At 41.7% G+C, this 26,069-nt stretch carries 20 protein-coding genes and 2 pseudogenes; 8 read left to right on the plus strand and 14 right to left on the minus strand.

What is annotated here, in order from left to right; all coding sequences use genetic code 11:
• Positions 1 to 189: 189 nt before the first annotated feature.
• From PN457_RS11505 to PN457_RS11525, 5 genes are all read right to left on the minus strand, one after another.
• Positions 190 to 882, minus strand: a complete 693-nt coding sequence (locus tag PN457_RS11505) for a hypothetical protein (RefSeq protein WP_271733456.1) — start codon at positions 880 to 882, stop codon at positions 190 to 192.
• Positions 883 to 1,031: 149 nt separating this feature from the next.
• Positions 1,032 to 3,107, minus strand: a complete 2,076-nt coding sequence (locus PN457_RS11510) for an S-layer homology domain-containing protein (RefSeq protein ID WP_271733457.1) — start codon at positions 3,105 to 3,107, stop codon at positions 1,032 to 1,034.
• A gap of 435 nt (positions 3,108 to 3,542) precedes the next feature.
• On the minus strand, positions 3,543 to 5,018 hold the full coding sequence (gatB, locus tag PN457_RS11515) for an Asp-tRNA(Asn)/Glu-tRNA(Gln) amidotransferase subunit GatB (protein ID WP_271733458.1): 1,476 nt from the start codon (positions 5,016 to 5,018) through the stop codon (positions 3,543 to 3,545).
• A 92-nt stretch (positions 5,019 to 5,110) separates the two neighbouring features.
• The gene (locus PN457_RS11520) at positions 5,111 to 6,124 is read right to left on the minus strand and encodes a 3-oxoacyl-[acyl-carrier-protein] synthase III C-terminal domain-containing protein (protein ID WP_271733459.1); all 1,014 of its coding nucleotides are present in this window, start codon (positions 6,122 to 6,124) and stop codon (positions 5,111 to 5,113) included.
• Between the two features lie 75 nt (positions 6,125 to 6,199).
• A complete protein-coding gene (locus PN457_RS11525; protein WP_271733460.1) occupies positions 6,200 to 8,284 on the minus strand; it encodes a tetratricopeptide repeat protein in 2,085 nt (694 codons plus the stop codon).
• Positions 8,285 to 8,554: 270 nt separating this feature from the next.
• On the opposite strand from PN457_RS11525, the gene infC reads away from it, so the two are divergent.
• A complete protein-coding gene (gene infC, locus PN457_RS11530) occupies positions 8,555 to 9,022 on the plus strand; it encodes a translation initiation factor IF-3 (RefSeq protein WP_271733486.1) in 468 nt (155 codons plus the stop codon).
• 91 nt (positions 9,023 to 9,113) lie between these two features.
• Here the strand turns inward: infC and PN457_RS11535 are convergent.
• The 4 genes and pseudogenes from PN457_RS11535 to PN457_RS11550 all read right to left on the minus strand — a co-directional run.
• Positions 9,114 to 9,325: pseudogene (locus PN457_RS11535) on the minus strand (hypothetical protein); the annotation flags it as partial.
• Positions 9,326 to 9,406: 81 nt separating this feature from the next.
• Positions 9,407 to 9,535: a hypothetical protein gene (locus PN457_RS11540; protein WP_271733461.1), complete on the minus strand. Its 129-nt coding sequence runs from the start codon at positions 9,533 to 9,535 to the stop codon at positions 9,407 to 9,409.
• Positions 9,517 to 9,894 (minus strand): annotated as a pseudogene (locus PN457_RS11545) (WD40 repeat domain-containing protein); the annotation flags it as partial. The gene PN457_RS11540 and the pseudogene PN457_RS11545, both read right to left, overlap by 19 nt.
• Before the next feature lie 500 nt (positions 9,895 to 10,394).
• Positions 10,395 to 11,906: a tetratricopeptide repeat protein gene (locus tag PN457_RS11550; protein ID WP_271733462.1), complete on the minus strand. Its 1,512-nt coding sequence runs from the start codon at positions 11,904 to 11,906 to the stop codon at positions 10,395 to 10,397.
• Between the two features lie 483 nt (positions 11,907 to 12,389).
• Between PN457_RS11550 and PN457_RS11555 the strand changes: the two genes are divergently transcribed.
• The 5 genes from PN457_RS11555 (at position 12,390) to PN457_RS11575 (ending at position 16,405) form a co-directional block, all read left to right on the plus strand.
• Positions 12,390 to 12,557, plus strand: a complete 168-nt coding sequence (locus tag PN457_RS11555) for a hypothetical protein (protein WP_271733463.1) — start codon at positions 12,390 to 12,392, stop codon at positions 12,555 to 12,557.
• A 185-nt stretch (positions 12,558 to 12,742) separates the two neighbouring features.
• Positions 12,743 to 13,390, plus strand: a complete 648-nt coding sequence (locus PN457_RS11560) for a Uma2 family endonuclease (protein ID WP_271733464.1) — start codon at positions 12,743 to 12,745, stop codon at positions 13,388 to 13,390.
• 183 nt (positions 13,391 to 13,573) lie between these two features.
• Positions 13,574 to 15,622 (plus strand): FAD-dependent oxidoreductase, encoded by a 2,049-nt coding sequence (locus PN457_RS11565; protein ID WP_271733465.1) that lies wholly within the window; start codon positions 13,574 to 13,576, stop codon positions 15,620 to 15,622.
• A 127-nt stretch (positions 15,623 to 15,749) separates the two neighbouring features.
• A complete protein-coding gene (gene clpS / locus PN457_RS11570; RefSeq protein ID WP_271733466.1) occupies positions 15,750 to 16,076 on the plus strand; it encodes an ATP-dependent Clp protease adapter ClpS in 327 nt (108 codons plus the stop codon).
• Positions 16,077 to 16,081: 5 nt separating this feature from the next.
• Positions 16,082 to 16,405: a DUF2103 domain-containing protein gene (locus PN457_RS11575; RefSeq protein WP_271733467.1), complete on the plus strand. Its 324-nt coding sequence runs from the start codon at positions 16,082 to 16,084 to the stop codon at positions 16,403 to 16,405.
• An 18-nt stretch (positions 16,406 to 16,423) separates the two neighbouring features.
• Here the strand turns inward: PN457_RS11575 and PN457_RS11580 are convergent, their stop codons facing one another.
• Both PN457_RS11580 and PN457_RS11585 read right to left on the minus strand, forming a co-directional pair.
• Positions 16,424 to 16,744 carry a hypothetical protein gene (locus tag PN457_RS11580; RefSeq protein WP_271733468.1) on the minus strand — a complete coding sequence of 107 codons (321 nt, stop codon included), beginning with the start codon at positions 16,742 to 16,744 and terminating at the stop codon, positions 16,424 to 16,426.
• 256 nt (positions 16,745 to 17,000) lie between these two features.
• On the minus strand, positions 17,001 to 17,963 hold the full coding sequence (locus PN457_RS11585; protein ID WP_271733487.1) for a putative 2-dehydropantoate 2-reductase: 963 nt from the start codon (positions 17,961 to 17,963) through the stop codon (positions 17,001 to 17,003).
• 299 nt (positions 17,964 to 18,262) lie between these two features.
• Here PN457_RS11585 and PN457_RS11590 point away from each other — a divergent pair, with 299 nt between their 5' ends.
• Positions 18,263 to 18,598: a hypothetical protein gene (locus PN457_RS11590; RefSeq protein ID WP_271733469.1), complete on the plus strand. Its 336-nt coding sequence runs from the start codon at positions 18,263 to 18,265 to the stop codon at positions 18,596 to 18,598.
• Between the two features lie 358 nt (positions 18,599 to 18,956).
• Here PN457_RS11590 and PN457_RS11595 read toward each other — a convergent pair whose 3' ends face one another.
• From PN457_RS11595 to PN457_RS11600, 3 genes are all read right to left on the minus strand, one after another.
• The gene (locus PN457_RS11595) at positions 18,957 to 22,598 is read right to left on the minus strand and encodes a CHAT domain-containing protein (RefSeq protein WP_271733470.1); all 3,642 of its coding nucleotides are present in this window, start codon (positions 22,596 to 22,598) and stop codon (positions 18,957 to 18,959) included.
• 200 nt (positions 22,599 to 22,798) lie between these two features.
• Positions 22,799 to 23,215 carry a zinc ribbon domain-containing protein gene (locus PN457_RS18475; protein WP_425332779.1) on the minus strand — a complete coding sequence of 139 codons (417 nt, stop codon included), beginning with the start codon at positions 23,213 to 23,215 and terminating at the stop codon, positions 22,799 to 22,801.
• Positions 23,216 to 23,274: 59 nt separating this feature from the next.
• Positions 23,275 to 23,904, minus strand: coding sequence for a hypothetical protein (locus tag PN457_RS11600; RefSeq protein WP_271733472.1), 630 nt, complete (start codon positions 23,902 to 23,904; stop codon positions 23,275 to 23,277).
• 187 nt (positions 23,905 to 24,091) lie between these two features.
• On the opposite strand from PN457_RS11600, the gene PN457_RS11605 reads away from it, so the two are divergent.
• Positions 24,092 to 26,026: a DNA polymerase III subunit gamma/tau gene (locus tag PN457_RS11605; protein ID WP_271733473.1), complete on the plus strand. Its 1,935-nt coding sequence runs from the start codon at positions 24,092 to 24,094 to the stop codon at positions 26,024 to 26,026.
• Positions 26,027 to 26,069 lie beyond the last annotated feature (43 nt).

Below are 26,069 nucleotides of genomic sequence, written 5' to 3' on the forward strand. Positions count from 1 at the left end.
AGACGCGATATTTCTCTTAAGATTTACAAGAAAGACTACCGCTATCATTGCTTGGTTTTCGCGTTGGCAATAGTCTTAATTCAATACCTGATATCGTATTATATATCAAGTGGGCGATTTTCTTAACTCACTTATGTCAATGCTTGTCAATATAAGTATAGTTTTGTCTATAAAATAGCCAGCTTAGGACTAGCTCTTTTCGTCCGACATCGCCTTTAGTTTTGATGTAAATGAATCAGAGTAATTGCCGGTTGCTGGAGTAAATTGTCCAATGGGTGGATGATTAGCAGATGATGCTATCAGCTTTGTCTGCTGGTGAGGTTTGGGTAATGGGGAATTTCTCTCATGATACCTTGGTAAGTTCAGCCTGGAATCACTACCAGACACAGCAAGGTTCACACCGGTAGATACTAATGTCCTGTTTTTCTCCTCTTCTTGTGAGTTGATCCCTTGTTGGGTGGTGGTGTGACTTTGCCTATAGCCATTTTTCAGATCATCTGGTAAGCAATTAGTTGTCACTGGTTTATCAGTAGATCCTGATCCCTGGCGAATTGGTTTGTTAATAGCAGGTAGAACTGGTGTAGCCTGTTGAGTTAAGCTTTCGGGAAATTTGCTACAAATCAGGCGTTCAAATTCCATATTGAAATGATAAATCACCTGACCGCGGCGTTGCCAAAATAGTAATATTTGTTGCACTGAGATGGCTTTATAGCGACCTTGATATAGCGCCTCAATCACTGCCAAGTGCAGCCAGTTGAGTGGATATTGGGTTTGCCAACGGTTAATCAGATCCCTGGCAGTATATCCACTGAGATCAAAACTGTAATGGGTTAATAGAGCGGCTGCCAATTCGGCAGAGATTTCTGACTCTGTGCTTAACATGGCGCTATTGGGTTCAGAATAGGGGTATAAATTGTCTAGCCATCCTTCATAGCCTATGGTGTTTTTTGGTATAGCATTCTTTCCCGAGAGTTTCCAGGCTGATCATCATACATTGTGTTTTTCATTTTACTTGTTCAACTCCTTACTCTCTAAACAATATAGGGTGAATTAATAGTTGAGGTTCGCTGGATTGCAACTAATGCCTGATAGACCATTGCGGCCACCTCCCCACGTGTTGCTTCCCTCTGGGGTACAAGTTGTTTAGGGTCAGGGTAGTTGACAACAATTCTTTGCTGTGTGGCAGCCCCCACTGCTTGACGCGCATAATCGGGAATTGTATGATCATCAGTATAAGTGAGTAAAGTATTATCGTCAGATGTTGGTAGGGTCAGTCCATTCACTAGGGAGACAATTACCTGTAACCTTTGCACATTTTGCCCGGGTCGGAAAGTGCCATCTCTAAATCCACTGACAAAGCCACCCCTAGCGGCAATTTGCAAGGCTTGATCAGCCCAAAAATCTGGCAACACGTCTGTAAACTCAGGTGCTGGGCGTTTGGGTGCTGGCTTAAAGGCTGCGGCTACTAAAGCGGCATATTGGGCACGGGTCATGGGTTTATCGGGCTGGTAGCTACCATCAGCAAAACCACTAGTTAAATTCATCCTGGCTAATCCCCGAATAAATGGTTCTGCCCAATGTCCCATGATGTCTGTAAAGCTGGGGAGATCAATATCGGGGCTGACAATATAGGGTGAAGGGATGGCCTTTTCCTGACCGCTGGCTACTAACCCTTGATAAATTAATGCTGCCACTTCGCCACGAGTTATATCTCGCATAGGTTCTAATTCTTCTGCTTGGGGATAGTTCACCACCAGCAATGCTTGGGTAGCCACTGCTACGGCATTAATGGCATAAGTAGGGATTTGAGCGCGATCGCGGTACAGGTTCAACACCTGGGGATGACCCCCTGTGAGTTTTAACCCACTAACTATAGATACTATAGCCTGTACTCTAGTCAAATTTTGTCCGCCTCTAAACGTCCCATCAGGAAACCCACTGATAAAACCCATTTCGGCGCTTCGGTAAATCGCTGATGCTGCCCAAAAACTGGGATTTACATCCGTAAATTTACTATTAATATTTCTTGTTGGTAACTGGAAACTTTTGGCAATCATGGCTGCATACTGAGCGCGAGTCATGGCGCTATCCGGCGCAAAAGTACCATCGGGAAAGCCGCTAATGACACCCATCCTCGCCAATGCTTCCACAAAAGCTGCTGACCAATGTCCAACTAAGTCAGGAAAAATACTGCTGGCTGAGAGGCTTTGAGGATGCTCTTGGAGGACAGCTATAAAATCTACCCTACCCTTAACTTGGGTGGGATTTAATTTATTACCTGCTGAAACCAGTGTTTCTGGTGTGGTATTGTGTAAATCGAATTGACCGTTATACTCAAAAATATTCCCAGCTGGGTCTTGGTTATTGCCTAAATCAGGAATGGCGTTACCATTAACTAACATCCCCCCCTGGGTATTTTGTGTAATTCGATTCTGACGCAGTACAGGTCTAGCGTGGCGAGACAGGGCGATCGCTAGACGGTTATCTGATATGATGTTATTTGCTATTAATGGAGCGGCATAGTCACTGATGGCAATACCCAAGGGGTTTTGCTCAAAGACATTCCGCAGCACTTCACCCTTACTATGACGTGCCATCATCAAGCCACTGGCAGCATTTTGCCTAAAGACATTATCTACAATGGCCGGTTTAGCAGTATCAGTGACAAATATACCTTCTCTACCACAGTTAGTTAAAGTATTGTTAGCCACATTTTTTGCTGACGATGAAATCCAGACCCCAGTCCCTTTAGACATAGGGTTAATCACAGTCACACCCAAGAGACTGGCATTATCTTGCAACAGTAATGTGATATTTTGTCTACCAAAACTAGAACTTTCATACTCACCACCCCCGGAAATCACAATCCCCACACCTTTTTTCGCTTCGTTACCTACTAATGTCACCCCCGCAGAAATAACTAGGGGAAACACCTCACCATTGGCAACACTATAAGTCCCAGATGTCAACTGAATAATTAGCGGTGTTTTGGTGGCCTTTAAAGCCCGGGTGAGAGTTCTAAAGGGACTAGACCGAGAACCAGGATTAGTATCATTCCCTTGGATAGGATTGACATAGAATTTGGTCACGAAAGTAGAGTTCACCATTGATAATTTCGATGCAATTGTTTAAGTTATGGTATTCCAGTCATGAATCATAACTTATACCAATTTTGGCGAAGATTGCACTTAAACGAATTTACAGCGTATCTCATCTGAATTAGATACAAAAGGGCGGGCACCGATGCCCACCCCACAAGATTTATAATCTTAAGGTGTGTACTTTATTTACTTGAAAACAAGTCCGGTTAATCAAAGTCAATCAAAAATGTTGGTTTGGGTAAAGCCAAGTGGCTTCCGTGCCTTTTTTGCGATTTTCTTGTGAATAAACAAAAAAATCAGGAGAGCTCATGGGCTGCTCTCCAGATCATTAGGGTTCATCTACAATACATAGAATAGCCTTTAAGGGGTGAGGGGTGTAACCTATTTTTCGGTTTTTTTGTAAAGAATTGATGAAGAATTAGGTGAAAAAACAGTAAAGACCTAAGAATTCAGTTTTTTCTCGACTAATTCATTAGTTAGTTGAGGATCGGCTCGTTTGTCGGTTTTCTTCAAAACCTGTCCCACAAAGAACCCTTTCAGCTTAGTATTACCATTGCGATACTTCTCTAGTTCTTTGGGATTAGCTGCGATCGCCTCATCAATGATCGGTTCTAGTACACTAGGATCAGTGATTAACTCCTGACCTGCAAAAGCCTCCTCTGGGGAAATACCACTCAGCAAATCCCCCAGCTTTTGTTTAGCTTGGGCATTGCTGATTTTACCAGATTCAATTCGACTAATCACCTCAGCTAAATTGGCGGGAGTCAGAGCAATTTCCGTAATACTCAGCTTCTGCTTGTTGAGGTATGCGGCGATGTCTTGAGTAATCCAGTTAGCAGCAGCTTTGGGATTACCCCCAGCAACAATCACACCTTCAAAATAATCTGCTACCGTGCGGTCTTCTGTCAACACCCGCGTATCATAAGCTGAAAGCCCTAAATCACTTTCATAACGATGACGTTTTTGGGCGGGTAGTTCGGGAAGTTCCCCTCGCCATTCCTCTAATTGGGACTGGGATACCTCAATCGGTGCTAAATCTGGTTCGGGGAAATAGCGGTAATCACTAGAACCTTCTTTCACCCGCATACTAATCGTACGTTGAGCGCCTTCTTCCCATAGGCGAGTTTCTTGGATAATCCGCTCCCCCGCTTCTATGGCTGCAATTTGGCGCTCAATTTCATAATCAATGGCTCTTTGAATGGCGTTGAAGGAGTTCATATTTTTAATTTCTACCTTAACGCCAAACTTCTGTTGTCCCACTGGACGCACAGAGATATTCACATCACAGCGTAGAGAACCTTCTTGCATATTGCCATCACTCACACCAAGATAACGCATAATTCGGCGTAATTCTTGGGCATATTCCGCAGCTTCTTCACCAGAACGCAAGTCAGGCTCAGAAACAATTTCTACTAATGGCACACCCGCGCGATTATAGTCTACCAGAGAATAGCTAGAACCAGACAGGCGATCGCTCCCCGCGTGTACCAGTTTTCCTGCATCTTCCTCCATGTGCAACCGAGTCACACCAATGCGTTTACGAATCGGTTCCCCCTCAGCATCTACCAATTCGATTTCTAACCAACCATGTTCCGCAATCGGCAGGTCATATTGAGAAATTTGGTAATTTTTGGGCAGATCAGGATAAAAATACTGTTTACGGTCAAATTTACTATACTTAGCAATTTGGCAATTCAAAGCCAAACCCGCCTTTACCGCATATTCTAGGACTTTTTCATTCAGTACAGGTAAAACTCCAGGTAAGCCCATACACACGGGGTCAATGTTAGTATTGGGATCAGCACCGAAAGCAGTGGAGCTATTAGAGAAAATCTTGGTATTGGTGCTCAGTTGACAATGGGTTTCTAGACCTATAATCGCTTCGTACTCAGTTTTTACAGTTGTGGCAGCAGTCATACTATAATATTGCTAGTCATACAAAATATTATTAGTTTAGCGATAAATCTCTATCTTGCTCAAATTATTCTCTTGTTAGAATACTTTTTTATCTAATATCTTACAGTTAATGCTGCCCATGAAAAACCAGCCGCACTACTAGCTAACACCACGATATTTCCCGGCTTTATTTTATTTGCTTCTAGAGTTTTTGCCAAGCCAAATATAGTATCTACAGCACCCAGATGACCATATTCAGGCAAAGAAATCAATGTCTGCTCATCCTTTAAATTCAAAGATTCTAAAATTGCTTTAGATAAACTTTTTTTGACTTGATTAGTTAATAAAAAGTCCACATCTTTGATTGAATAACCGCTTTTCTCTAAAGACCTGTGAATCACTTTACCATAGTTTTCTAAATAGACATCCTGTAAGATTCTTTCTAGTTCTTTAGGGTCTTCAACCTTTAAATAATTTAGTTCATCCTTAATTGGTTTACCTCCCACCGGAAACTTAGTTCCTGCTGAGGATACCTTCAGACAATCTACTAACTTTCCATTGGTGATCCCGTGATAAGAGAGAATTTCATTACTTAATTCTCCTTTTTTCAAAATCACTGCTGCTGCACCATCACCCATGATAAATGTTGATAAATTATTCACATCTGAATAATCTAACAGCATAGATAATTTATCACTACAGACTACTAATGCATAACATAAATCATTATCTGCCAGTAACATATTTCTGCAAATATGTATCCCTAAATTCCCACTATTACAAAAATTTTTCACTTCAAATGCAAAAGCGTTTTCTGCCCCAAGTGCATCTTGAATTTTTGCAGCAGGAGACCAAAATCTATAATCATAATCTCCCGCAGCACAATAAGCAATAATATCAATTTCACACGCTGTAATTTTTGCCTGCTCTATAGCCCCTAATGCTGCTTTAATTCCCATATCACTGGGATGTTCATCTTTACCTGCAACTGGTTTCTGTTTGATCCCAATCTTGTCAGTGAAAATAAACTCAGGTAACTGAGATAGTTTTGACATTTCCTTACTGGTTAAAATTCCTGGGGGAATGTAATAACCAATAGATGTGATACCAACGGTTTGTTTGCTCATCTATAATCCTCCCATGTTTCCTTTGAATATTTTCAATTTTTTAATATGGAAAATGAAAGGAATATAGTGATGGTTCTATTCAGAAATAATTTCCTTAAAGCTTTTATCATCGGCAATTTCATCAAAATCAATGTCAAATCCTGCATCTTCTTTATAACTGGGATTGAGTTCAATGGCTTTTTGCAGATTTGTCAATGCTAACTTTAGTTGTCTTTGCAGAGCATAGCAAGCGGCTTTATTATAATAAGCACTCCCATAGTTGGGATTAATTTCTAACGCCTTGTCAAAACTGGCGATCGCTTCGTCATCTTCTCCCAATCTGACCAAAGTATAACCGCGTTTATCCCACACCTTGGCAGAATTAGGATTAATTTTGATAGCTTGGTCAAAACTAGCCATGGCATCTTCATATCTTTCTAACTCTATCAAAGAAAGACCACGATTTAACCAAGCCACCGGATCATCACCCTTGACTTGAGTAGCTTGGTCAAAAGATGTAAAAGCCTGTTGATGCTGTCCTAGTTTACCAAAAGCCACACCGCGATCGCACCAAGCCTGGTGATAATCTGGGCGAATTTCAATGGCCTTGTCATAGGAAGTGATAGCATCTTGGTAACGTTGTAATCTTCCTAAAGTCAAACCCCGTTTTAACCAAGCCACGCAATTATCTGGCTGATTTTTCACCACCTGATTATAAACTGCGATCGCCTCGGTATATTTCCCTTGAGTAAATAAATCTTCTGCTTGTTGAAAGTCATCATTAACTGACTCTGAACCTTGTAGCTGCACCTGTGACTCTTCAGACTTGATTAATTCCTGTAAAATCATCTCCTGGCGATGTGCAGCATCCAACTGTAACTTAGAAAGTTGAGATCCAAAATCCCTCTCTAATTTTTCCAGCTTTTCCAGAATCAACAGCTTTTGCTCTTGAGCATGAAATTGTAAATCTGAAAATTGCTCTGTCAACTCCGCTGCTGATGCTTCTAAATTCGTAACAATTAGCGCTTTGCGGTTTTGAGCCTCCAACTGTAACTCAGATAATTCACCCGCAAATTCTGAATGTAATTCCGTCAGACTTTCCAGGAGAGTATCCTTATGTGATTCTACCCCAGACTGTAATACAGCGATTTGAGCCTTAAATAAATTTTCTAACTCCCTTAAACTATCTAGGGTTTTATCTTTTTCCTGTTGCGCATCTACCTGTAACTTTCCTAAACTCTCAAAAATATTATCTTTTCCTTGCCGAGCCTCAGACTGCCAGTTAGATATTTCTCCTTGAAATAATCTTTCTAATTCTCTAATATTCTCTAGAATATCATTCTTTTGGTTTTCAGCATCACCATATACTTTAATCAGATTTGCCACAGTGTGATCTTTCTCTGATTGAGTCTGAGACAGCAACTGAGAAAGTTCAGCCACAAATTCACTCCTAGATGCTTGTAAATCTTCCAGAGTGAGATTCTTTTGTTGTTCAGCCTCTAACTGCAAATTCTCTAGTTTATGGATAAAGTCAGACTCTAGATTCTCTAAACCTTCTATGATTCTATCTCTTGTTTGTTCTGCTGCTAACTGCAACTGAGAGACTTTGACTGTAAAATCAGACTCTAAATTATCTTCAATCTCTTTAATTGTCGTTTTTAATTCTCCTAGGATGGCATCTTTTGACTGCACCATTTCCGATGCTAAATTAGCTAAATTCTCTTGTTGTCTTTGTATATTATGTTGCAACTTCAAAAGTTCTGTTTCCAATTCACGATTTCTCTGTTTAGATTCTCCAATCAGATTTTCCGCATCTTGCTTGACAATAATCAGCTGGTTTTGGAGATTTTCTAACCCGTCTAGCTGTGCCATTGCTCTATGAACAATCTCACGAATTGCTACCCGGCGCAACAGCCAGAATAAAGCAATTACCGACACAGGAAATAAACTCAAGATCACTAACCACAGACTCCACAAGACATTTGTGTTATTCAAACCTGGTTCCACTCCCGGGGAAACTCGCTCTGGAGTAAGCTGTTGTGCTTGCAACTTCTGAGCAGATATTACCTCAGGCCTATTCACTGCTGTGGAACCAGTAGCAATACCAGCAAGCAGCAAGGGCGAAAAGACAAGAGCGCTTTTCAATACTAAAGTGAGGACAACTTGATTTTTGCGCTTCATAAGAACCATCCTGATTCTGGGGTCAGTTTTTTGCAGTGGGTGGCTTATCTCCAATCTATACCAGAATTCAATTCTCACCGAAGACTTCCCCCCCCGCAAGTCCCTAAATTAATTTATTGCGGGTAACCTGGTTGGTGGATCAGTCGGTTATGATATTATGGAGATGCTAAGTGCAAAGTCAGCGCACCTGTCTTAGAACAGAGACTAGGCAAGCCACAAACCCAAGTATTAAATTAAGAGGAAATCATTATCGTAGTTAAAAAACAACTGATCAACTCCCAAATTAAATCCAATCAAGTCTACTTGATTGATCATGAGAATAATAACCGTGGTCTTGTTGATACTGCTGAGGCGCTAGAGCTAGCAGAAACTCTAGAGCTTGACCTGGTTGTGGTGTCGGAAAGTAAAGAGGTACCGGTTGCCAAGATTGTCAACTATGGTAAGCTCCAGTATCAAAAGAAAAAACGTCAGACCCAAAGCGCTAGACCTACCGTCAAAGAGGTTCGCTTACGTCCCAATGTGGGTTTAGCCGATTACAATTTACGGATAGCACAAGCAACTCAATGGTTGAGCAAAGGCGATTCAGTCAAATTCGCCATTCGCTTACGAGGAAGAGAGCATCAACACCGCGAACAAGCAGGAGAGATGCTAGACCGCATTGTCAGCGCTCTGAGTGAGGTGGGAAAAGTCCAATCCCTCGATAAACGCTCACTAGTCCTTCAAGTAGTTCCAGCATAAACTACCCACATTTGGCTTGGCCTGAACTGTGGGGTTATACCCACCGACATCAATATGTTCCCTGAGCGCAGTCGAAGGAATATCAGGGGGAGGAGTTTAATGGGTCGGTACTTTTGAAGTTTACTACTACTTCATCCTTGAGTGGCTCTCACCGGTTCCATTCCAGATATTGATGACTTTTTGGAACCGTTCTACTCCGGTGATTTCGCCCCGTTGATAGCGGTTTTCTGTGGCTCTGATTTGTGCTGCTTCTAGGAGCGATCGCTTGGTGGGTGGAATCATTAAATCATCCAAACTAATGGACTTTACTAATTGGTTTTTTTTCTCTGGTTTTTTGATATAAGCAGCCGGTAGCGTTTGCTGATAAATTTAATTTAATAACCTTCAAAGTAGGCGACGGGCTGCGACACTAAGGGCGATCGTTAATATAAGTTTACCTGCTGTTCCACCAGCGGGGCTGTCCTTCACTTCTTCTCTGTGAGAATAGGTGTGGATTAATAACGCCTTCGCCAAATCTTGATGGTGTTATCGCTACTCCCAGAGGCTAAGGTTTTACCATCCGGGCTGAAAGCTACTGAATAAACCTCCCTTGAATGTCCAGTGAGGGTGACGATTTCCCGCCCCGTGGCGACATCCCACAATTTGATGGTTCTATCCCAACTCCCAGAGGCTAAGGTGCGACCATCCCGGCTGAAAGCTACTGAATGAACCCAATTTGAATGTCCGGTGAGAGTGGCGATTTCCTGACGTGTGGCGACATCCCACAGTTGGATGGTTCCCCTAATCCCAGAAGAAGCTAAGGTTGTACCATCCCGGCTGAAAGCTACTGAAGTGACGTAACCTGAATGTCCGGTGAGGGTGATGATTTCCCGCCATAAAAAGGGTTCATAAGCTTTTAAAGCCTCAATGACCTGAACAGACTTATTGTCTCTAGAGGACAGGAGATTATAAGCCGCATCCTTGACATCGGTTGATTCATCTGTGGTTAAAGCTTGGAGAAGTAAGTTAACCCCCTCATCCCCATAGTTGAGGGCTTGGGATATCGCATTTATCCTCACCTTGGGGTCAGGGTTCTTATATCTCTGCTGCTCCTCTTGGATTCCCCCTAAGACCAGGGCATTTTCTGGAGCGTTACTAGTACCACCTAGTAGTACATCAAATTCCCCTGGTTGTGGCTCGTTCATGATAGTTTACCACTGGTAGTTAATTTAGTCTTGGGGATATTATATAATGACGTATTACCCGATACTTGTTAGGTGGAAAGGTAATTAGGCGGGGTTTAAGCTTGAATGATTTGACTTTCTTCTACTGGCGATAATTATAGGGCGGATACTAAAACCTGTTCAGTGCTTACTTTCAGGTATCTTTGCAGCTAAAGTGAGTTTAAAATCTCAATTGCATCTTCATAATAGGCGGTATTACCTTGAGTGAGGTATAATTGCGCTGCTCTTTGGAGGTCTTCCCTGGCTTTGTTGATGTTTCCTAATTTAAGGTAAATATTACCACGATTGTAGTAAGCTTGAGCTAAATTAGGATCAACCGCAATGGCTTTGTTATAATCAGCTACAGCTAAATCCCATTTCTGCTGGTCATGGTAAACATTACCGCGATTGGTGTAAGCACCGGCATAATTAGGATTAAGTTTAATAGCTTGGTTGAAATCAGCCAGCGCTAAATCCCATTTTTGCTGGTTATAGTAAATAGTACCGCGATTTTTGTAAGCTAAAGCATCATTAGGATTAAGTTTAATAGCTTGGTTGAAATCAGCCAGCGCTAAATCCCATTTCTGCTGTCGAGTGTAAACAACACCGCGATTGAAATAAGCTTCAGAACTAAGAGGAGTAATCCATCTTTGTTTTACTAATTTTGTTTTTTTGTTATAAATAACTATTTCTTTAACATTGGCTTTTAAATTAAATTCTTTCTCCTTAACAATATAACTTGTATAACCTTGTGATCTATAACGCTGTGCGTAAGATATTGCCAGTTCTTCCTGAGCAATTGCAATAGATTCAATAAAATTTTCTACAATATTTCCCCCATAAATTCGTTGAGTTCTTCCAATGTTTAGTTTATCTATAGTTGATTGTTTAGTATTAACAAAAGGCAATACAAACTCGGATACTACAATAACTCCTAATTGCTTGTTAGATAATAACTGTTTTGCATCCGACCTCTTAAGAGAAAAAGAAAGCCCTTCTGATGGAAATTTAGAAATTATTTCTGTGGAATTTAACACGTCTAAGTTATAACTCTCAATTTCTTCGAGGTAATCAATACCTCTTCTGTTTTTTGACCGCCTTGATCTTCTATTGTCTTCTAGTTCTAAACGTCCAAATGATGTTAACTTAACTGTTAATAATTCTTGATCAGCATTATAACTTGTATTAAAACTCTTTTCTCCAATCTCTATATTATATGTATTATTTATATTAATACCTTTTCTTTCTAGATTTACCGAGAAAATATTAAGTAATCTGCTCAATCTTGCTTCATGCTCAGATGTGGTTTCAAATTGTGTTTTGTTCGGATTCTTACTTACAAAATTATTTATTTCCTGTAAAAAGGACTGAGTAATATATTTGTAATTACTAGGAAATATTTTCTGGTTTTTGTTACTTTTAACTTGAAATTGGTCGTAACCTGTTATGCTATTTTCCTTTGCCATCTTCTGAGATGACTGTATTTCTAGATTAATTTTCTGGTATTTTCCTGGTTCAGGTGTTAACCCCAAGGGGGTGGGAATTTCTTCCACACAACCGGGGTAGGGAGTTGAGGGACAAGTAAAGCTGTTTTGATTGGTTTGACTCCAAGTGGGGGTAGCACTGAGGGTGAATGTCAGTGTTGTTAAGGCTACAGCTTTAGTTAGTCCTATTATTTCCATGGGTTTATCCTTTGATGGTTGAATATTTAACGGTATGCGTACTTATAAGAAGAAACAGCAAAAGTTTAAATAGATGAAATTTATAATACCACGCTCAAATGGAGATAATAAAATAAATGTGTCATTTATTTTATTCACCCTCAGTAATACTATTTAGGTAATCTTGTCATCTATCTAAAGATAGATTTTTGAGAATATAAAAATTTTAGAGTAGTATTGACCCCACCCCCAACCCCTCCCCTTACAAAGCTATTCATTACCCACATTTTTCTTAACAATCTTGAAACATTTATGTGGCAACGGTTTCAAGGCTTGAAAATTTCCCTACTCTTGACAAAATGTACCTTATTCTTCTTGATAAAACCCTTATTTTATTGAGAATCATCAACGGAGGATTAAGGTTTGGGGGTTTGCGAGCGATCGCTCTCACGAATGTTAAGAAAGATCCGGGTAATGGATAGCCTTACAAAGGGAGGGGGGTATATGGAATGGCGATCTGCTTACAGCAGCACTGACGCGATCTGCTTGCAGCAGCGCTTCGCTATCGCCTTTAACACCAGCGCTTCGCGATCGCCTTACAGCAGCACTTCGCTATCGCCTTTAACACCAGCGCTTCGCTATCGCATCCGGTCAAGACCATCCAATATATGATCTTCGGTGTCAGATTTATCTGACTTTAGCTTTCAGACGGGGGTTTCTAACCCCCGGCTCCCCGTGTAGCATCAATTAGACGAAACAAGTTAAAATTGATCTAAGAGGTAAGCTATATGTAAAAAACAATTCCAGAAATTTATTCACAGAATACTTGCTTTATTCAATCATCAGGAAAAATCATCATGGGAAAATCAGCCCTAAAGCTAATCACAGTTGATGAATTTATTGCTGAATACGGCGATCAAGAAAATTACGAACTAATTGATGGGGAATTAATCGAAGTGGAACCAACCGGACCCCATGAGCAGGTATCATCCTTAATTGGGCGCAAACTTAACGTAGAAATTGATCATCAGGACTTACCATACTTTATCCCCCATCGCTGCTTAATTAAACTATTAGGAACAAATACAGCATTTCGTCCCGATGTTATTGTCCTAGACCAAACACAACTAATCAATGAGCCATTGTGGCAACAAGAACCAGTCATTACATCAGGTAAATCTATCAAACTAATAGCTGAAGTCGTCAGTACAAATTGGCAAAATGACTACGCCCGTAAAGTCGAAGATTACGCCTTACTGGGTGTCTCGGAATATTGGATAGTTGATTATTTGGGTATAGGTGGTAGAGACTATATTGGTAAAATCAAGCAGCCTACTGTTACAATTTGTACACTATTAGAGGATGAGTATCAAAAGCGATTGTTTCAAAACAACGATCAATTGGTATCCTCCATCTTTCCTAATTTGCAATTAACAGCAAAACAAGTCTTTACCGCTGGAGTATCCCCATACAATCAGGACTTACGCAAAACACAACAAAAGTAGGGGTAATTCATGAATCACCCCTACATCAGAACCAGGTTTTTAGTCCAATCTTACTTAAGTCCTATTTAAGTCTGGCTTTTTTTGCTGAAGTATCAAAAGTTTCTATGTTTATATTGAAGTTGTGAAGAACATTTGTTAGATGGTAGCGTCTACTTGGGATAGCGGTTCAACGTTACCCTGACTATGAAGCATCAACAGAAATTAGCTTACAGCTTGACCTCATTAATCAGAGGATGTTTAATATCCAACTTTATTACACCTGATTCTGCCATTCTTGCAGCACCACCGAGAAAACCAGACAAAACCGTAAATTGTGACATTTTAGTTGTGGGTGGGGGACTCTCTGGTGTAGCTACAGCTTACGAGGGGTTACTAGCAGAAAGCAAAGTCTGCATCACAGAAATTACTGATTGGTTAGGGGGTCAAATTTCTTCCCAGGGAACATCTGCATTAGATGAACGCCCCACCCAACGCAGTCGCCAATTTTATTCTCGCGGCTACTTGGAATTGCGAAATCGCATTGAACGCAAGTATGGTAAACTAAACCCCGGGGAATGCTGGGTAAGTGACTCTTGTTTTTTGCCTCGTGATGCCCACACGATTATCAGTCATATGCTCAGAGATGCCGAAAGAAAGGGGAAAGGCAAGTTAGAATGGTTTCCCAATACAGTAATTAAGGATTTAGAAATTACACCCTCTACAGTTGACGGGGGTGGACAATTAATTAGTAGTGCGATCGCCATTCAACATCAACCAGTCCCAGGCGCACCACCTCATAACACCTTCACCTTATCTCAAACCATTGAAGATGCTTACCGTTACCAAAACTCATCTCGGTTTACTAAAAACATCATTCGCTTAGTTCCCCAAAACACACAAGGGAATTCTCCCAAATGGTACATCGTAGACGCTAGCGAAACCGGTGAAATGATCGCCCTGGCCGATGTTCCCTACCGTTTGGGTATTGACCCTCTCTCCCACCTCGAACCCTCTTCCTCCAGTACCAAAAACAATCCTTATTGTACCCAAGGCTTCACTTACACCTTTGCAATGGAAGCCACTAAGGAACCACAACCCCAGGAAATGCCCCCATTCTATCCACAGTATGCCCCATATTTTAGTTATGAATTACAGCGGTTGGCAAACTTTGACCTAGTTTTCACCTATCGCCGCATTTGGAGCCAGCAGCGGGGACAACTTGTAAGATTTGGAGGTGTAAGGTTTTCGGCTCCCACACCAGGGGATATCTCCATGCAAAATTGGACTTGGGGTAACGACTATCGCCCTGGAACCCCTCAAGATAACCTAGTTTACACTCGCCAACAGTTGCAAGCTACTGGACAATTACAACCCGGCGGATGGATGGGGGGACTACGAACCGAAAGCCTCCGCAAAGGTGAAGAAAATGCACTAGCCTACTATTATTGGTTAGTTGCTGGGACTACAGATTCACAACTTGGTACAGGTGTCAAGCAGCAACACACAAATCACCGTTTTATATCTGGGTTCAATTCCCCCATGGGAACAGCCCATGGCTTATCCAAATATCCCTATATCCGGGAAGGACGACGCATTATTGGCCGTCCCAGTTGGGGACAACCCGGAGGTTTTACCATTTGGGAAACTGATATTTCTCGCCGCAACTACAACGATGACTATTATCGTCGTACACTTCCTGCTGATATGTACCGCCGGTTACAAGCAACACTGGCTGGCTTAGAAGCCATATCCGTCATTATAGGTACAAAGCCACCGGAACAGGTAATACGGCGCACTCGTTCCACTATTTTCCCTGATTCTGTAGGTATTGGTCACTATGCCATAGACTTTCATCCTTGTATGGAGAAAAGCCCCCCAGAAAAGCCCGGTAATAGAGAACTTACCGGAGAAAGGCGGGGTGCTGGTGCTGCTTATCCCTTCCAAATTCCTCTCAGAGCCATGATTCCCCAGAAAATCGACAATTTGCTGGTAGGAGGTAAAAGTATCGCCACTAGTCACATTGCGTCCGCTGCTTATCGGGTACACTCCTTTGAATGGTCTGCGGGTGCTGCGGCGGGTACTACTGCGGCTTTTGCCTTAAAAAATCAAGTTGCACCTTACCAACTGGTGAACAATTTACCCAGTCCAGAACCACAATTAGAGGCTCTCAAACGTCTATTAGAGCAAAATGGCAACCCGACAGCTTTTCCTGATACTTCAATTTTTAACGAAAACTGGGATAATTGGCGTTAATCTCACAAGGTTTCTTGAGGATTTGGGATGGGGAATTTTCCATTCCCCACTCCCTAGTCCCTGGACAATAGACTAAACTAGTAATTTGTAGGTGTAGATTTGTAAAATCCTGTTGGCTAACTGTTTTATGGTTACAAGAATTTCAGCAGCTGTATACGGCGCAGGTACAGCACCAACTGTAGATCCTGGACGGACTACTCAAGTCACTCGTAAAACTTATCCGAATTATAAGGTGATTGTTTTAAACGATGACTTCAATACTTTTCAACACGTTTCTGAGTGTTTGATGAAGTATATTCCCGGAATGACGGGTGATCTGGCTTGGGATTTGACCAATCAGATACACTATGAAGGCCAAGCTATTGTCTGGGTAGGTCCCCAAGAAATGGCGGAACTATATCATCAACAGCTGCGTCGGGCTGGTTTAACAATGGCTCCCTTAGAAGCGGCTTAATTATTATGGGTAAACCCGCGAAAGACGCTTCTGTTAAAGATGGCAGATTAGTCTGGAATCACTCAACTCATATTTCTGGCCTCATCCCAATTTTAGAACGTCTCTGTCTGCAGGATGGGATTCAAACTGTCACCCCTGGTGTTATTGGGCGGGCTAAAGGTCACTGTCCGAAAATGCAACTGCGTGTATCTGTACCTATTCGGGGTGGTTATAAGGTCATAGCCCGTCAGGGTAAAACTGTACAAGAGGTTTTTATCCTAACCACTTTAGATCAGGATAAATTTCAACATACCCTTGCGATCGCCATGAGAACTAAATCAGCTTCATAGTCCATTGTTAACTATTGCCTATTCTTCCACACGGCGGACTGAGAACTTGTGTAATGGCAAACTCAGGACACAAGAAAAAGTCAGAAAATACGACAAAGCAATAGTGATTTTCACAGACATGAGCGCGGTTTCCCAGTCAGGTAAAATCAACTTCTCAATACCAAAAGCAAAACAGTAAACTAGCCAGTAAGAGAAGCTCATTCTCAAGAGAATTTTCTCTGTTTCTTCTAGATTATCTTTTGGCTGTTTGGGATCCCAAAGTAATAGCAACCCTGCAATACAAGCAAAAAAGGATAGACAAACTACAAATTCATGGCACATTAAATTCATTGAATGCATCTGAATTGCTCTAATATTCTCCTGTTGAGATTCAGTCTAAAGGAATAATCTCGCCACCCCCAAAAAATATTTACAAACTGCAATAGAAGACTGTAATTAGTTTTAAGTATTGCTACAAAAGTTGTATTTACATTAATAATAATTTTTGCTACAATCTCAGCTAAAATCTAAATAGATGGGCACTGCTGCCTAGGAGAGGTTTTAACCAGCACCAATATTCACCAAGGTGCTAAAACCATCACCCCAAGTAATCAGATTAAGCAATGCCATTTCTTTGGGTCAGAAATTTTAGTTGATGATACATACAGCTGATCTGCGGTAAATTTGCACCAGCTGCTTGGGCTTTTCGTAATGGGTTACCGAAAATCGCTTCTACCTCTAGAGGACGGCCTTCATCATAGTCAATTTTCATGCTGGTACGGTAGGGCTTCATCTTCACAGTATAATTCAGCATGGTTTGAATGAAGCTATCAGGGATAACTCGTCCTGAACTTTTCGCCCCAGCTGCTACTTCATTCATTAATTGTTCAACTAATATCCGGGTGTGAGCATCTGTCATTAATTCGTCTGTTCTAGCATTGAGAATAACCGAAAGTCCATTGTATGGTATATTCCACAGCAGTTTTTGCCAACGCGCTAGCAGTAAGTCTGTGGCTAATTCAATGGTAATACCAGCAGTTTCAAAGTCATTAGCAACATATTGTATTCTTTCTGTTAGAGGAGCGGGATCATATTTAGGGGTATATTCCCCCAAAGTAATTTTTCCATAGTCTAAGTGTCGAATATGTCCGGCTCCTACTTTATTGGAACACAGAAAACATAAGCCGCCGATAACTTGAACATTCTTGACTATTTGGCTAATATCCTCTTCTACACCCAATCCATTCTGCAATACCAATACTACGCCACCATCTTTTACCAGGGGGGGTAATAATTTCGGTAGTAAATGGTTTTGAGTTGTCTTGAGTGCCACTATTACTACATCACATTGTGGCATCTGTTCCACATCATTATAGGCCTTAACTTGGGGAAGGGTAAAATCACCGTCTTTAGATTCGATCAATAAACCAGATTTGCTCACGTGTTCGTAATCACTCTTGAGCAGAAAGTGGACATCGTAACCAGCTTGTTGCAATTTAGCGCCATAAAACCCACCTAAAGCACCAGTCCCGAGGATAGCGTATTTGCGATCGCAAACTGGTGTCAAGGAATCGCACATCTGTGACACACAGAATTCTTTGAGCATAATTATAAATGTATACTTAACTTTTTGTAATAAAATTTTAACCTATTTGAAAATAATTGAAATTTTGCTCTTGCTCAGGGAGAGGATGATGTTTTAGGACTTATGTACCTGTGACATAAAATTATTATTCCTATGATAATTTCTAGGAAAAACTTTAAATTATATTACATGAGTGGAGTAATCACTTCAGGCATATGCTAAGGTAAATTCAAATGTCTAAAAATACGTTCATTCTTTATTTTTAAGACGTTGACATTAATACCACCAAATTGATGCTTGATTTCAACGCCTTAGCTGAGTTCTCCCGTGACAATTGCATCGGCATTTGTGCATTTCTAGTCCCAGCCAACTTGATTACCTCCTTACTGACCATCATCCTCACAGTATTGCGTCGCCCAACACATCAAGTGTGGAAATCTGCGGGACTTGCTAGCATATTCGCCTTAGCGATGGTATTCCATGTATTTACTTGGTTCATCATTGGCGTAGTCATGTTACCTACTTATATATTGCTCTCCCTAGCAATTAGCGCCTTGCTAAGTAATTTAGCAGCCATTCTTTGGCAAAAGCGCCAGATCGGGAGTCATAGTCAGGCTCAAAACGCTTGATAGGTTTTGCAGCCATCTTGACACTCCCACTGCTGAAAGCACGTGGGATTGTTGCTTCATCCAGCCAACCTACTTAGAGGAGTTTCCTCTCATTCCCAGAGGTTATTCTGTCTACAAGCTTTAGGTTATGCGTGCCATACATCAGCCTTTAATTTTAGAATAATGTTTAAATCAAGTCAATACTGAATTGCTCAATGTACCATTAGGTGCTATGTATTCATTCCCCGGCTAAAAGTCAGTGGGCTTTGGTGCTTTTATGTTTGTAAAAGATAGTTCCCCACTCTTCAAATAGGGAAAAATTAGGCATTGCAGCACCTGAATATGAGATGCCAAAATCACATCTCTTTAAATCTTGTTATTAAGTAGCAACACCTTTAATCGTGTATCCCGCCCAATAGTAAGGATGACTGTAAAGTTTTTCATGGGGAACAGTTTCAATACTTCTATATAAAGCTGCTAAATCAACTTCAAGTGTTCGTTCATCAGCAGTGAGATGATTTCGTAAGTCTTCATACCATTTTGTGAAATCATCCCCAGTCAGTTCTTTTAACCATAATGTTGCTTCATTTAAAGCCCTAACTGGGGATTTATTGATTTGTAGTCTTCTATAGAACTCAATCATCACTAAGGCTCTAGCAGATGATTCTACCGTCCATAGGCTACTTACCACATAAGGTACTCCTCCACAAAGAAAACCACTGGCTAAATCCACATATTCCCTGGTAATATTCTGGTGTTTAGTTACTGCACTTTCACCAGCCGCAAGAGTAACCAATTGATAACTATTTAAATTGCGATCGCGGATTTCTTCTAAGGTGATTTTATCTTCATCTACTAATACTAATGCAGATGTTTTTGGGTCATTGTAACAGTTGATAACACTGCCAGAAAAGTGAAAAATACTTTTATTAAATACAGCATTTTCTACTAAACTTTTGGTAGCATTAGCTCCCTGGATTAGTTGCGAGTTATTGAACATTTTGCTAATAATTTCAGCTTCCAATTGACCAAATTCTAGCGGAGGATAATTCGTGCTTTTCGCAGATTCGACACCAAGGAATATAGGATGCAGCAATGGCGATATACTTTGAGCTTGGACAGACAAACCTGTTTGGACACTGGGTAAATAGCTAATAGTCAACTTACTTGGTAATTCTTCCCGGGAGGGCGAAGACAGAGAAAAAAGGGCATGGAGAGGTAATCTATGTAAGTCCCGATGGGGAATTAAAATGACTTGGGTGATATCTTTGAGTTCTTGTATAACTGTGGAAATCTGGAGAATATTTTGGAGTTTCCCCAGCTTTTGTGTCATATCCACTCGCCAAACATGATGACTTCTGCTGTGTTGGTCTTCGCCTTGAGTCAGATATTCTTGGTATGAGTGATGCCAATCTTCCAGCCAACGTTCAAATTTAATTAAGCGTCTTACAGCTTCCGCTAGAGGTACTTCATCCACAAGCAGGGATTTTTCTTCTAAGTATGTTTTAACTACATCTTGTATGGGTGTAAAGACTAAAATGGGTGATGGCGCCTGATGTTTAATAATGAAGGTATGTAACGCCACCGGGCTAATATGCCAGTAAATAATTGCTGTGTGGGGATTGAGCAGTTGTTGAACCGAAGTGTAGTAGTGTGTATAAGTGTGTTCATGGGAATCAAATAATAGCCAATTTAAACAAGAATTTTTGCCCTGTTCTGCCATTTCCCAAGCTTGTACCAACTCGCCGCACTCTACCGCTAAATCAACTCCTAATTGAGCAATTCCGCTAAATTTGAGGGCTAGTTGTCTTCTACTCTCCTCAGAAGGAGTTGGTGAAATTAGTAATTGTGTTAATAAATCAGTGGCTTGTTGCTGTAGTTCTTGTGCTTGTGCTGTTTGACCTATGGCTAAATATGTTCTAATCAGAGACTGCAAAACCTCTAAATGCAATTCGCTAAACTCTGGTGTTGTTAAGGTTAACAGTGCTTGATTGTATTCAGCTATGGCTTGAGACCAATAATAACGATTTCTGGGCAGTTTTTTGCCTAAATCGTAATAAGTGTTACCTTTTTCTATATGCAATCTACCCCAACCTTCTGGATGGGTATCTGGCTGAATATATTTCAACCCTTCCTCTAAGCTGGCTAGTCTACCCTCATAGCCGCCCCGCTGCAAGGCAGGATTTTGTTTGGCGATCCCTGTTAAGGAACTTAACGGTATTTGGGTAGGTAAATGGCCCACAGCTGTCGCTCGACCAATCCAAGCTTCCCAGTAGTCAAGTTTAACTTCTAAGGCGTGGTCGTAGGAAATGATCGCTTTGGCAAATCTGGCTAAATAAAACAGCGCCAGCCCCTGGTTATGCCAAGCTAAGTGAAAGTCTGGTTTGATAGCTATGGCCCTCTCATAGGAAGCGATCGCTTCTTCTATATTTCCTAACCTTTCCAAGGCAATGCCCCGATTATACCAAGCTAAGTATAAATCTGGTTGGGTGGCAAGTGCTTGATCCCAGGAGGCGATCGCTTGGTTCCAATTTCCTAAATTAAATAATACTACGCCTCGGTCAATCCAGACCTCATGAAAGTCGGGTTGAATGGCGATGGCTTTGTCGTAAGAGGTGATAGCCTCTAGATATTTCTCATCTATAGCCAAGGCTATACCTCGGTAATACCAGGTATATGGGTCTTGTGGTTCTAAATCCAGGGCCTGGTCATAACTAGAAATTGACTCGCCGATTTGTCCCAATTTTAGCAGCGCTAAACCTTTACCAGACCAAGCCTCCGGATTTTGGGGCTGAATTTCTATAGCTTGGTTAAAGGAGGCGATGGCCGCTTCAAATTCTCCTAATTCACCTAAAGTCACACCGCGATTATACCAAGATTTGTAATGATTGGGTTTTAATGCTACGGCTTGGTCATAAGAGGCGATGGCTTGTGCAAAATCTTCTAAATGAAATAAAGTTAAACCCTTGTTAAACCAATATTCAAAAGCATCAGGTTTGATTGCTATGGCTTGATTATAAGAAATTACCGCTCCTACCAAATCACCGGTTTTCCCTTGCTGAAGACCTTGATAAAAGTACTCTTGCGCTTGCATGTCATCGGAATCAGCAATAATAGCCGGTGAGAGATAATCTGCTAGCTGTTGGACTAAATTCATATTCTCATGCAGCTGCACGAACAACTCATGTAAGGTGTGCGCTACATTTGCATCTAAATTAACCAATAAATCTTGCCAATTTTCAGGAGAAGATACTATTGCCCCTCCTGTTTCTGACTTGATCATCTGAGGTTTTTCTCTTTGTGACTCCCAGAATATTGCCCTTAAATTGGCGATTACATCTTTCTCAAATGGGCTGGGCAGATTTGGCGCTGTGATTGTGGTTTCTTGATTTGTATATTCCGAGGTCACTTCTTCGGTATTGTCAGTCAATCTTTCTGAGGGAGAATCAAGGCTTGTTGCTCCTGTCGCCTGATATTCTTCTGTATCTATGGCTTGGCCCCGCCAGCCTTGAGAATCCCATAAAAACTCGCCATGGGTAGGGATTAACTCTTGTCCTCCAGAGTCCAGTGGCATATTTAATATTTCACGGCTTCTAGTTTCACTCTGTTTGCCATGTTCACCCCATCCTCCCGTTAACAAGCGGATACCAATTTCGTCAGCAAGTTCACTCACCTTGCCAATTCCCATCTGCCCTAGTTGTATCATCTGTCTTGCTAACTGACGATTGGACTGTGGTGATAACAGCAACTTTTCGCCAAACATCACCAACCAATTTATCCAGCGATCAACACTGATACGATTCTCCATGCGTTGTAGATACTCAATCGCCCATTGTTTTCCGCGTCCTTGTTGTACACCTTCCAATAACTGGGTAAACAAAAATTCTAGATCTGCATTAGTTAGCTCAGGTAGTGGTTGTGCCACCTCAGATCCCCCTACCGTATTGAACGATGGAGTCGACTTATGACCCATGGGGTGCTTGAAAAACTTGTTAAGCCGCTGGAATAGCTGCGTGAGCATCTGTAACACTTTCCGATTTTGTCTTACGTGACATACTACCGTAACTGAATTTTTTTGAGAAATTCAGTGTAGGCTTCTCATCCAATCCAGCTAGTGCAGTGCCTAGGCCATGCAGGCTATCGGAGACGATGAGCTTTGTTTTAAGTCCACGCAATGCCCTAGCGCCGACTGTAGATTTCTTAGCGATACTTTTTCGCTAACTAATGTTCACAAATACATAATTTGTGATTCTCTCTTAACCAAGGCCTATCAACCAATGCGCGCAGATAAATTCCTCGCGCACCATTCAACCCGCAATTTATGATTTTATCATCTATCCTAGATTTGATGATTTTAGACCCTCCTAGATTGTTGATAATTTCGCCAGTCCAACTTACCGTTTTTGATGTGTACGCTTCGTTTAGATCAACTACTATTTTGTCATATTCCTTAGCTTTGTGTTTGATGAACTGTTTGAATTTGTACTGGCTTAAAGTAAGCATTTGTCGGACTGACTTCGATCTAATTCTTCTCTTGGCTTTTCTAGACATAACAGATATCTCGAAAGTAGGAAGCAGAATTACATCAACCCAGCCCCTTACTAATAATCGCAATCCAAGTGGATAGAGGCTTATCATACACCCATAGGGGTGAAGTTAACCATATTTATATTTATCGCCCATCTCCCCATCACCGCTTAACTCCGATCTGTATTTGATTGACTAGCAGCATAATGTTGATTGATTAGTTCCTGGACAATCAACTGTGGATCGTCTGTTTCAATAGCCAGTTGCTGGGCAATTTGCTGGCGTAAATTCTCATCCTGCTGTAACATGACTAACAGCTGATCTAGGGTGACTGTTTGGGTTACTCCCTTGGTGGGTACAGTTGTGTTAAGGGCATCTGGTCCGTCATATTCCCATATTGGTTCCCTGGAAAGGCGTGTTAACAACTGCATTCCCACTTCATAGGCAACTTTTCCCACTTCACCAACACCCAACTCACCCAGATGCACTAAGCGAGCGGCTAATTCATTATTCGGCGTAGGTGATGCTAGCAATCTTTCGCCAAAGCGGCGTAACCATTGTATCCAATTTTCAGTAGAAACACGGTGTTCAAGATTATCTAGCCATTTTTGCGCCCAATCTTTTCCTCTGGCTTGATGGACACCTTCTATCAGTTCGTTGAACAGAAACTCTAAATCGCTATCTGTTAGCGGTGGGGCTGGTCTTGGTGCTAAATCATCTTCCGTATGGGAGTGAGTTCTTTGTCCGCCAAACCACCTACTAATTAGACCCTTCAACCATTGAATTAACCGCCTGAGCATTTTGTGCTACACCATTGAGTATTGTTGACCATTATACCAGCACAGGCAAGGCGATCAACACGCCCACAGACCAGCGCGAGGGAGTGTCAAATATACACAACCCATGTCCAAAAGTTTAAAATAGTTTAATCCCAAACTCGACTGGGTGCTGCTAACCAAAATTGAAAGGCACTAAAGTCTTCTATCCATGTCTTACGAACCCCTCCACCACAAGTATCGCCCAAAGAGTTTTGTAGAATTGGTCGGACAAGAGGCGATCGCTACCACCCTCACCAACGCGATTCGCACAGCTAAAATTGCCCCAGCCTATTTGTTTACTGGACCGAGAGGTACGGGAAAAACTTCCAGCGCGCGGATTCTGGCTAAGTCCCTAAATTGTCTCCACAGTGATCAGCCCACTGCTGAACCCTGTGGAGTGTGCGATGTTTGTCAAGGTATCACTAAGGGTTATTCCCTCGATGTGATAGAAATTGATGCCGCTAGCAACACTGGTGTCGATAATATCCGTGAGCTGATTGAAAAGGCGCAGTTTGCACCAGTACAGTGTCGCTACAAGGTTTATGTGATCGATGAATGTCATATGCTCAGTACCGCAGCATTTAATGCGCTCCTGAAAACATTAGAAGAACCACCAAAACACGTAGTTTTTGTGTTAGCCACAACAGACCCCCAGCGAGTATTACCAACAATTATTTCACGCTGCCAAAAATTTGACTTTAGACGTATTCAGTTAGAGTCCATGGTGAAGCATTTAAGTGCGATCGCCCGTCAAGAAAATATTCATATTTCTCCTGATGCTGTCACCTTGATTGCTCAAATCGCTCAGGGAGGATTGCGAGATGCGGAAAGTTTACTAGACCAATTAGCGCTGGTGACTGGTGAAGTCACCCCGGAGAAAGTTTGGGATTTGGTTGGTTCAGTCAGTGAACAAGACTTACTAACGCTATTAAAGGCGATCGCTCAAAACCAACCAGAAGCAGTTTTAGATTGCAGCCGTAAAATCCTTGATAGTGGACGGGAACCCCTAATTATTCTGCAAAATCTCGCCGCCTGCTATCGGGACTTACTCATAGCTAAAACAGCACCTAACCGCCCGGATTTAGTTACCTGTACCCAGCAAACCTGGATAGCACTGGTTGAATTTGCCCAGCAACTAGACATGACGATCATTTTACAGGGGCAGCAACACCTGCGCACAGCGGAACTACAAATTAAAAATACCACCCAACCGCGCTTGTGGTTAGAGGTGACATTATTAGGTTTATTACCCAGTGCTAATCTTCAAATCCAAACTGTGATTACACCTCAGCCAGTGAATCCGCCAGTTGTAGGTACAAATTATTACCCTGTTGTTTCTCCACCACCTCAGCCCACGAATCAAAATACCACCCTTAACCCAATATCTTCACATCAGCCCACAAGTGAAAATAGCACGGCTCATCCACCCACCATCACACCACAACCTCTCACTTCCCCACCAGCAAGTGGAACTACTAACCCTCCTTCTAGAGAGAAAGTGACCACACCATCAGAGTGTGACTTAACTCAAGTTTGGCAACAGGTACTTGTGAATATTCACATACCTTCCCGCAGAGCCTTACTTGGTCAAATGTGCCAGATAATAGAGTTTAATGGGAACTTGGCTCGTATTGCGGTCAAAGGTACTTGGTTAGACGCACTCAAATCTGATCTACCGATGATTAAGGCTGCTTTCCAAGAGATTTTTCAGCGGCAAATCGAAGTTTATCTCGAAAAAGGAACTTCTTCGACTGGTAACACCACAAGAACAAATCCTCAACCACAAAATTATACTCCCGTTCAGCAACCACCAGCACCCAAATACAATCAACTTGTGTCTGACGCACCGCCGCCAGCTACACCCAAACCAGCACCAAGCAAAACCGAATCAACCACAGGTGTACATAAGGTGCAAACCTTGTCCCCGCCACAAATACCCACACCTCCGGCTGATTGGGGAACCGAAGAGGTGGAAAGCGCAGCCCAGCGTCTAGCTCAATTCTTCGATGGGCAAATTATCCGCCTCACAGGGGATGCATTAGACTTGCCTGAAACCATGACTATATCTGAGTGGATGGACGAGTCAGAACTTGATGACGAATAAAAAAAATCCATCCAAATTTAAATTTGGAAATGGATTTTCAGTG

Origin of the sequence: Anabaenopsis arnoldii (assembly GCF_028331025.1) — a bacterium.
GTDB classification, from domain to species: Bacteria; Cyanobacteriota; Cyanobacteriia; order Cyanobacteriales; family Nostocaceae; genus Anabaenopsis; species Anabaenopsis arnoldii.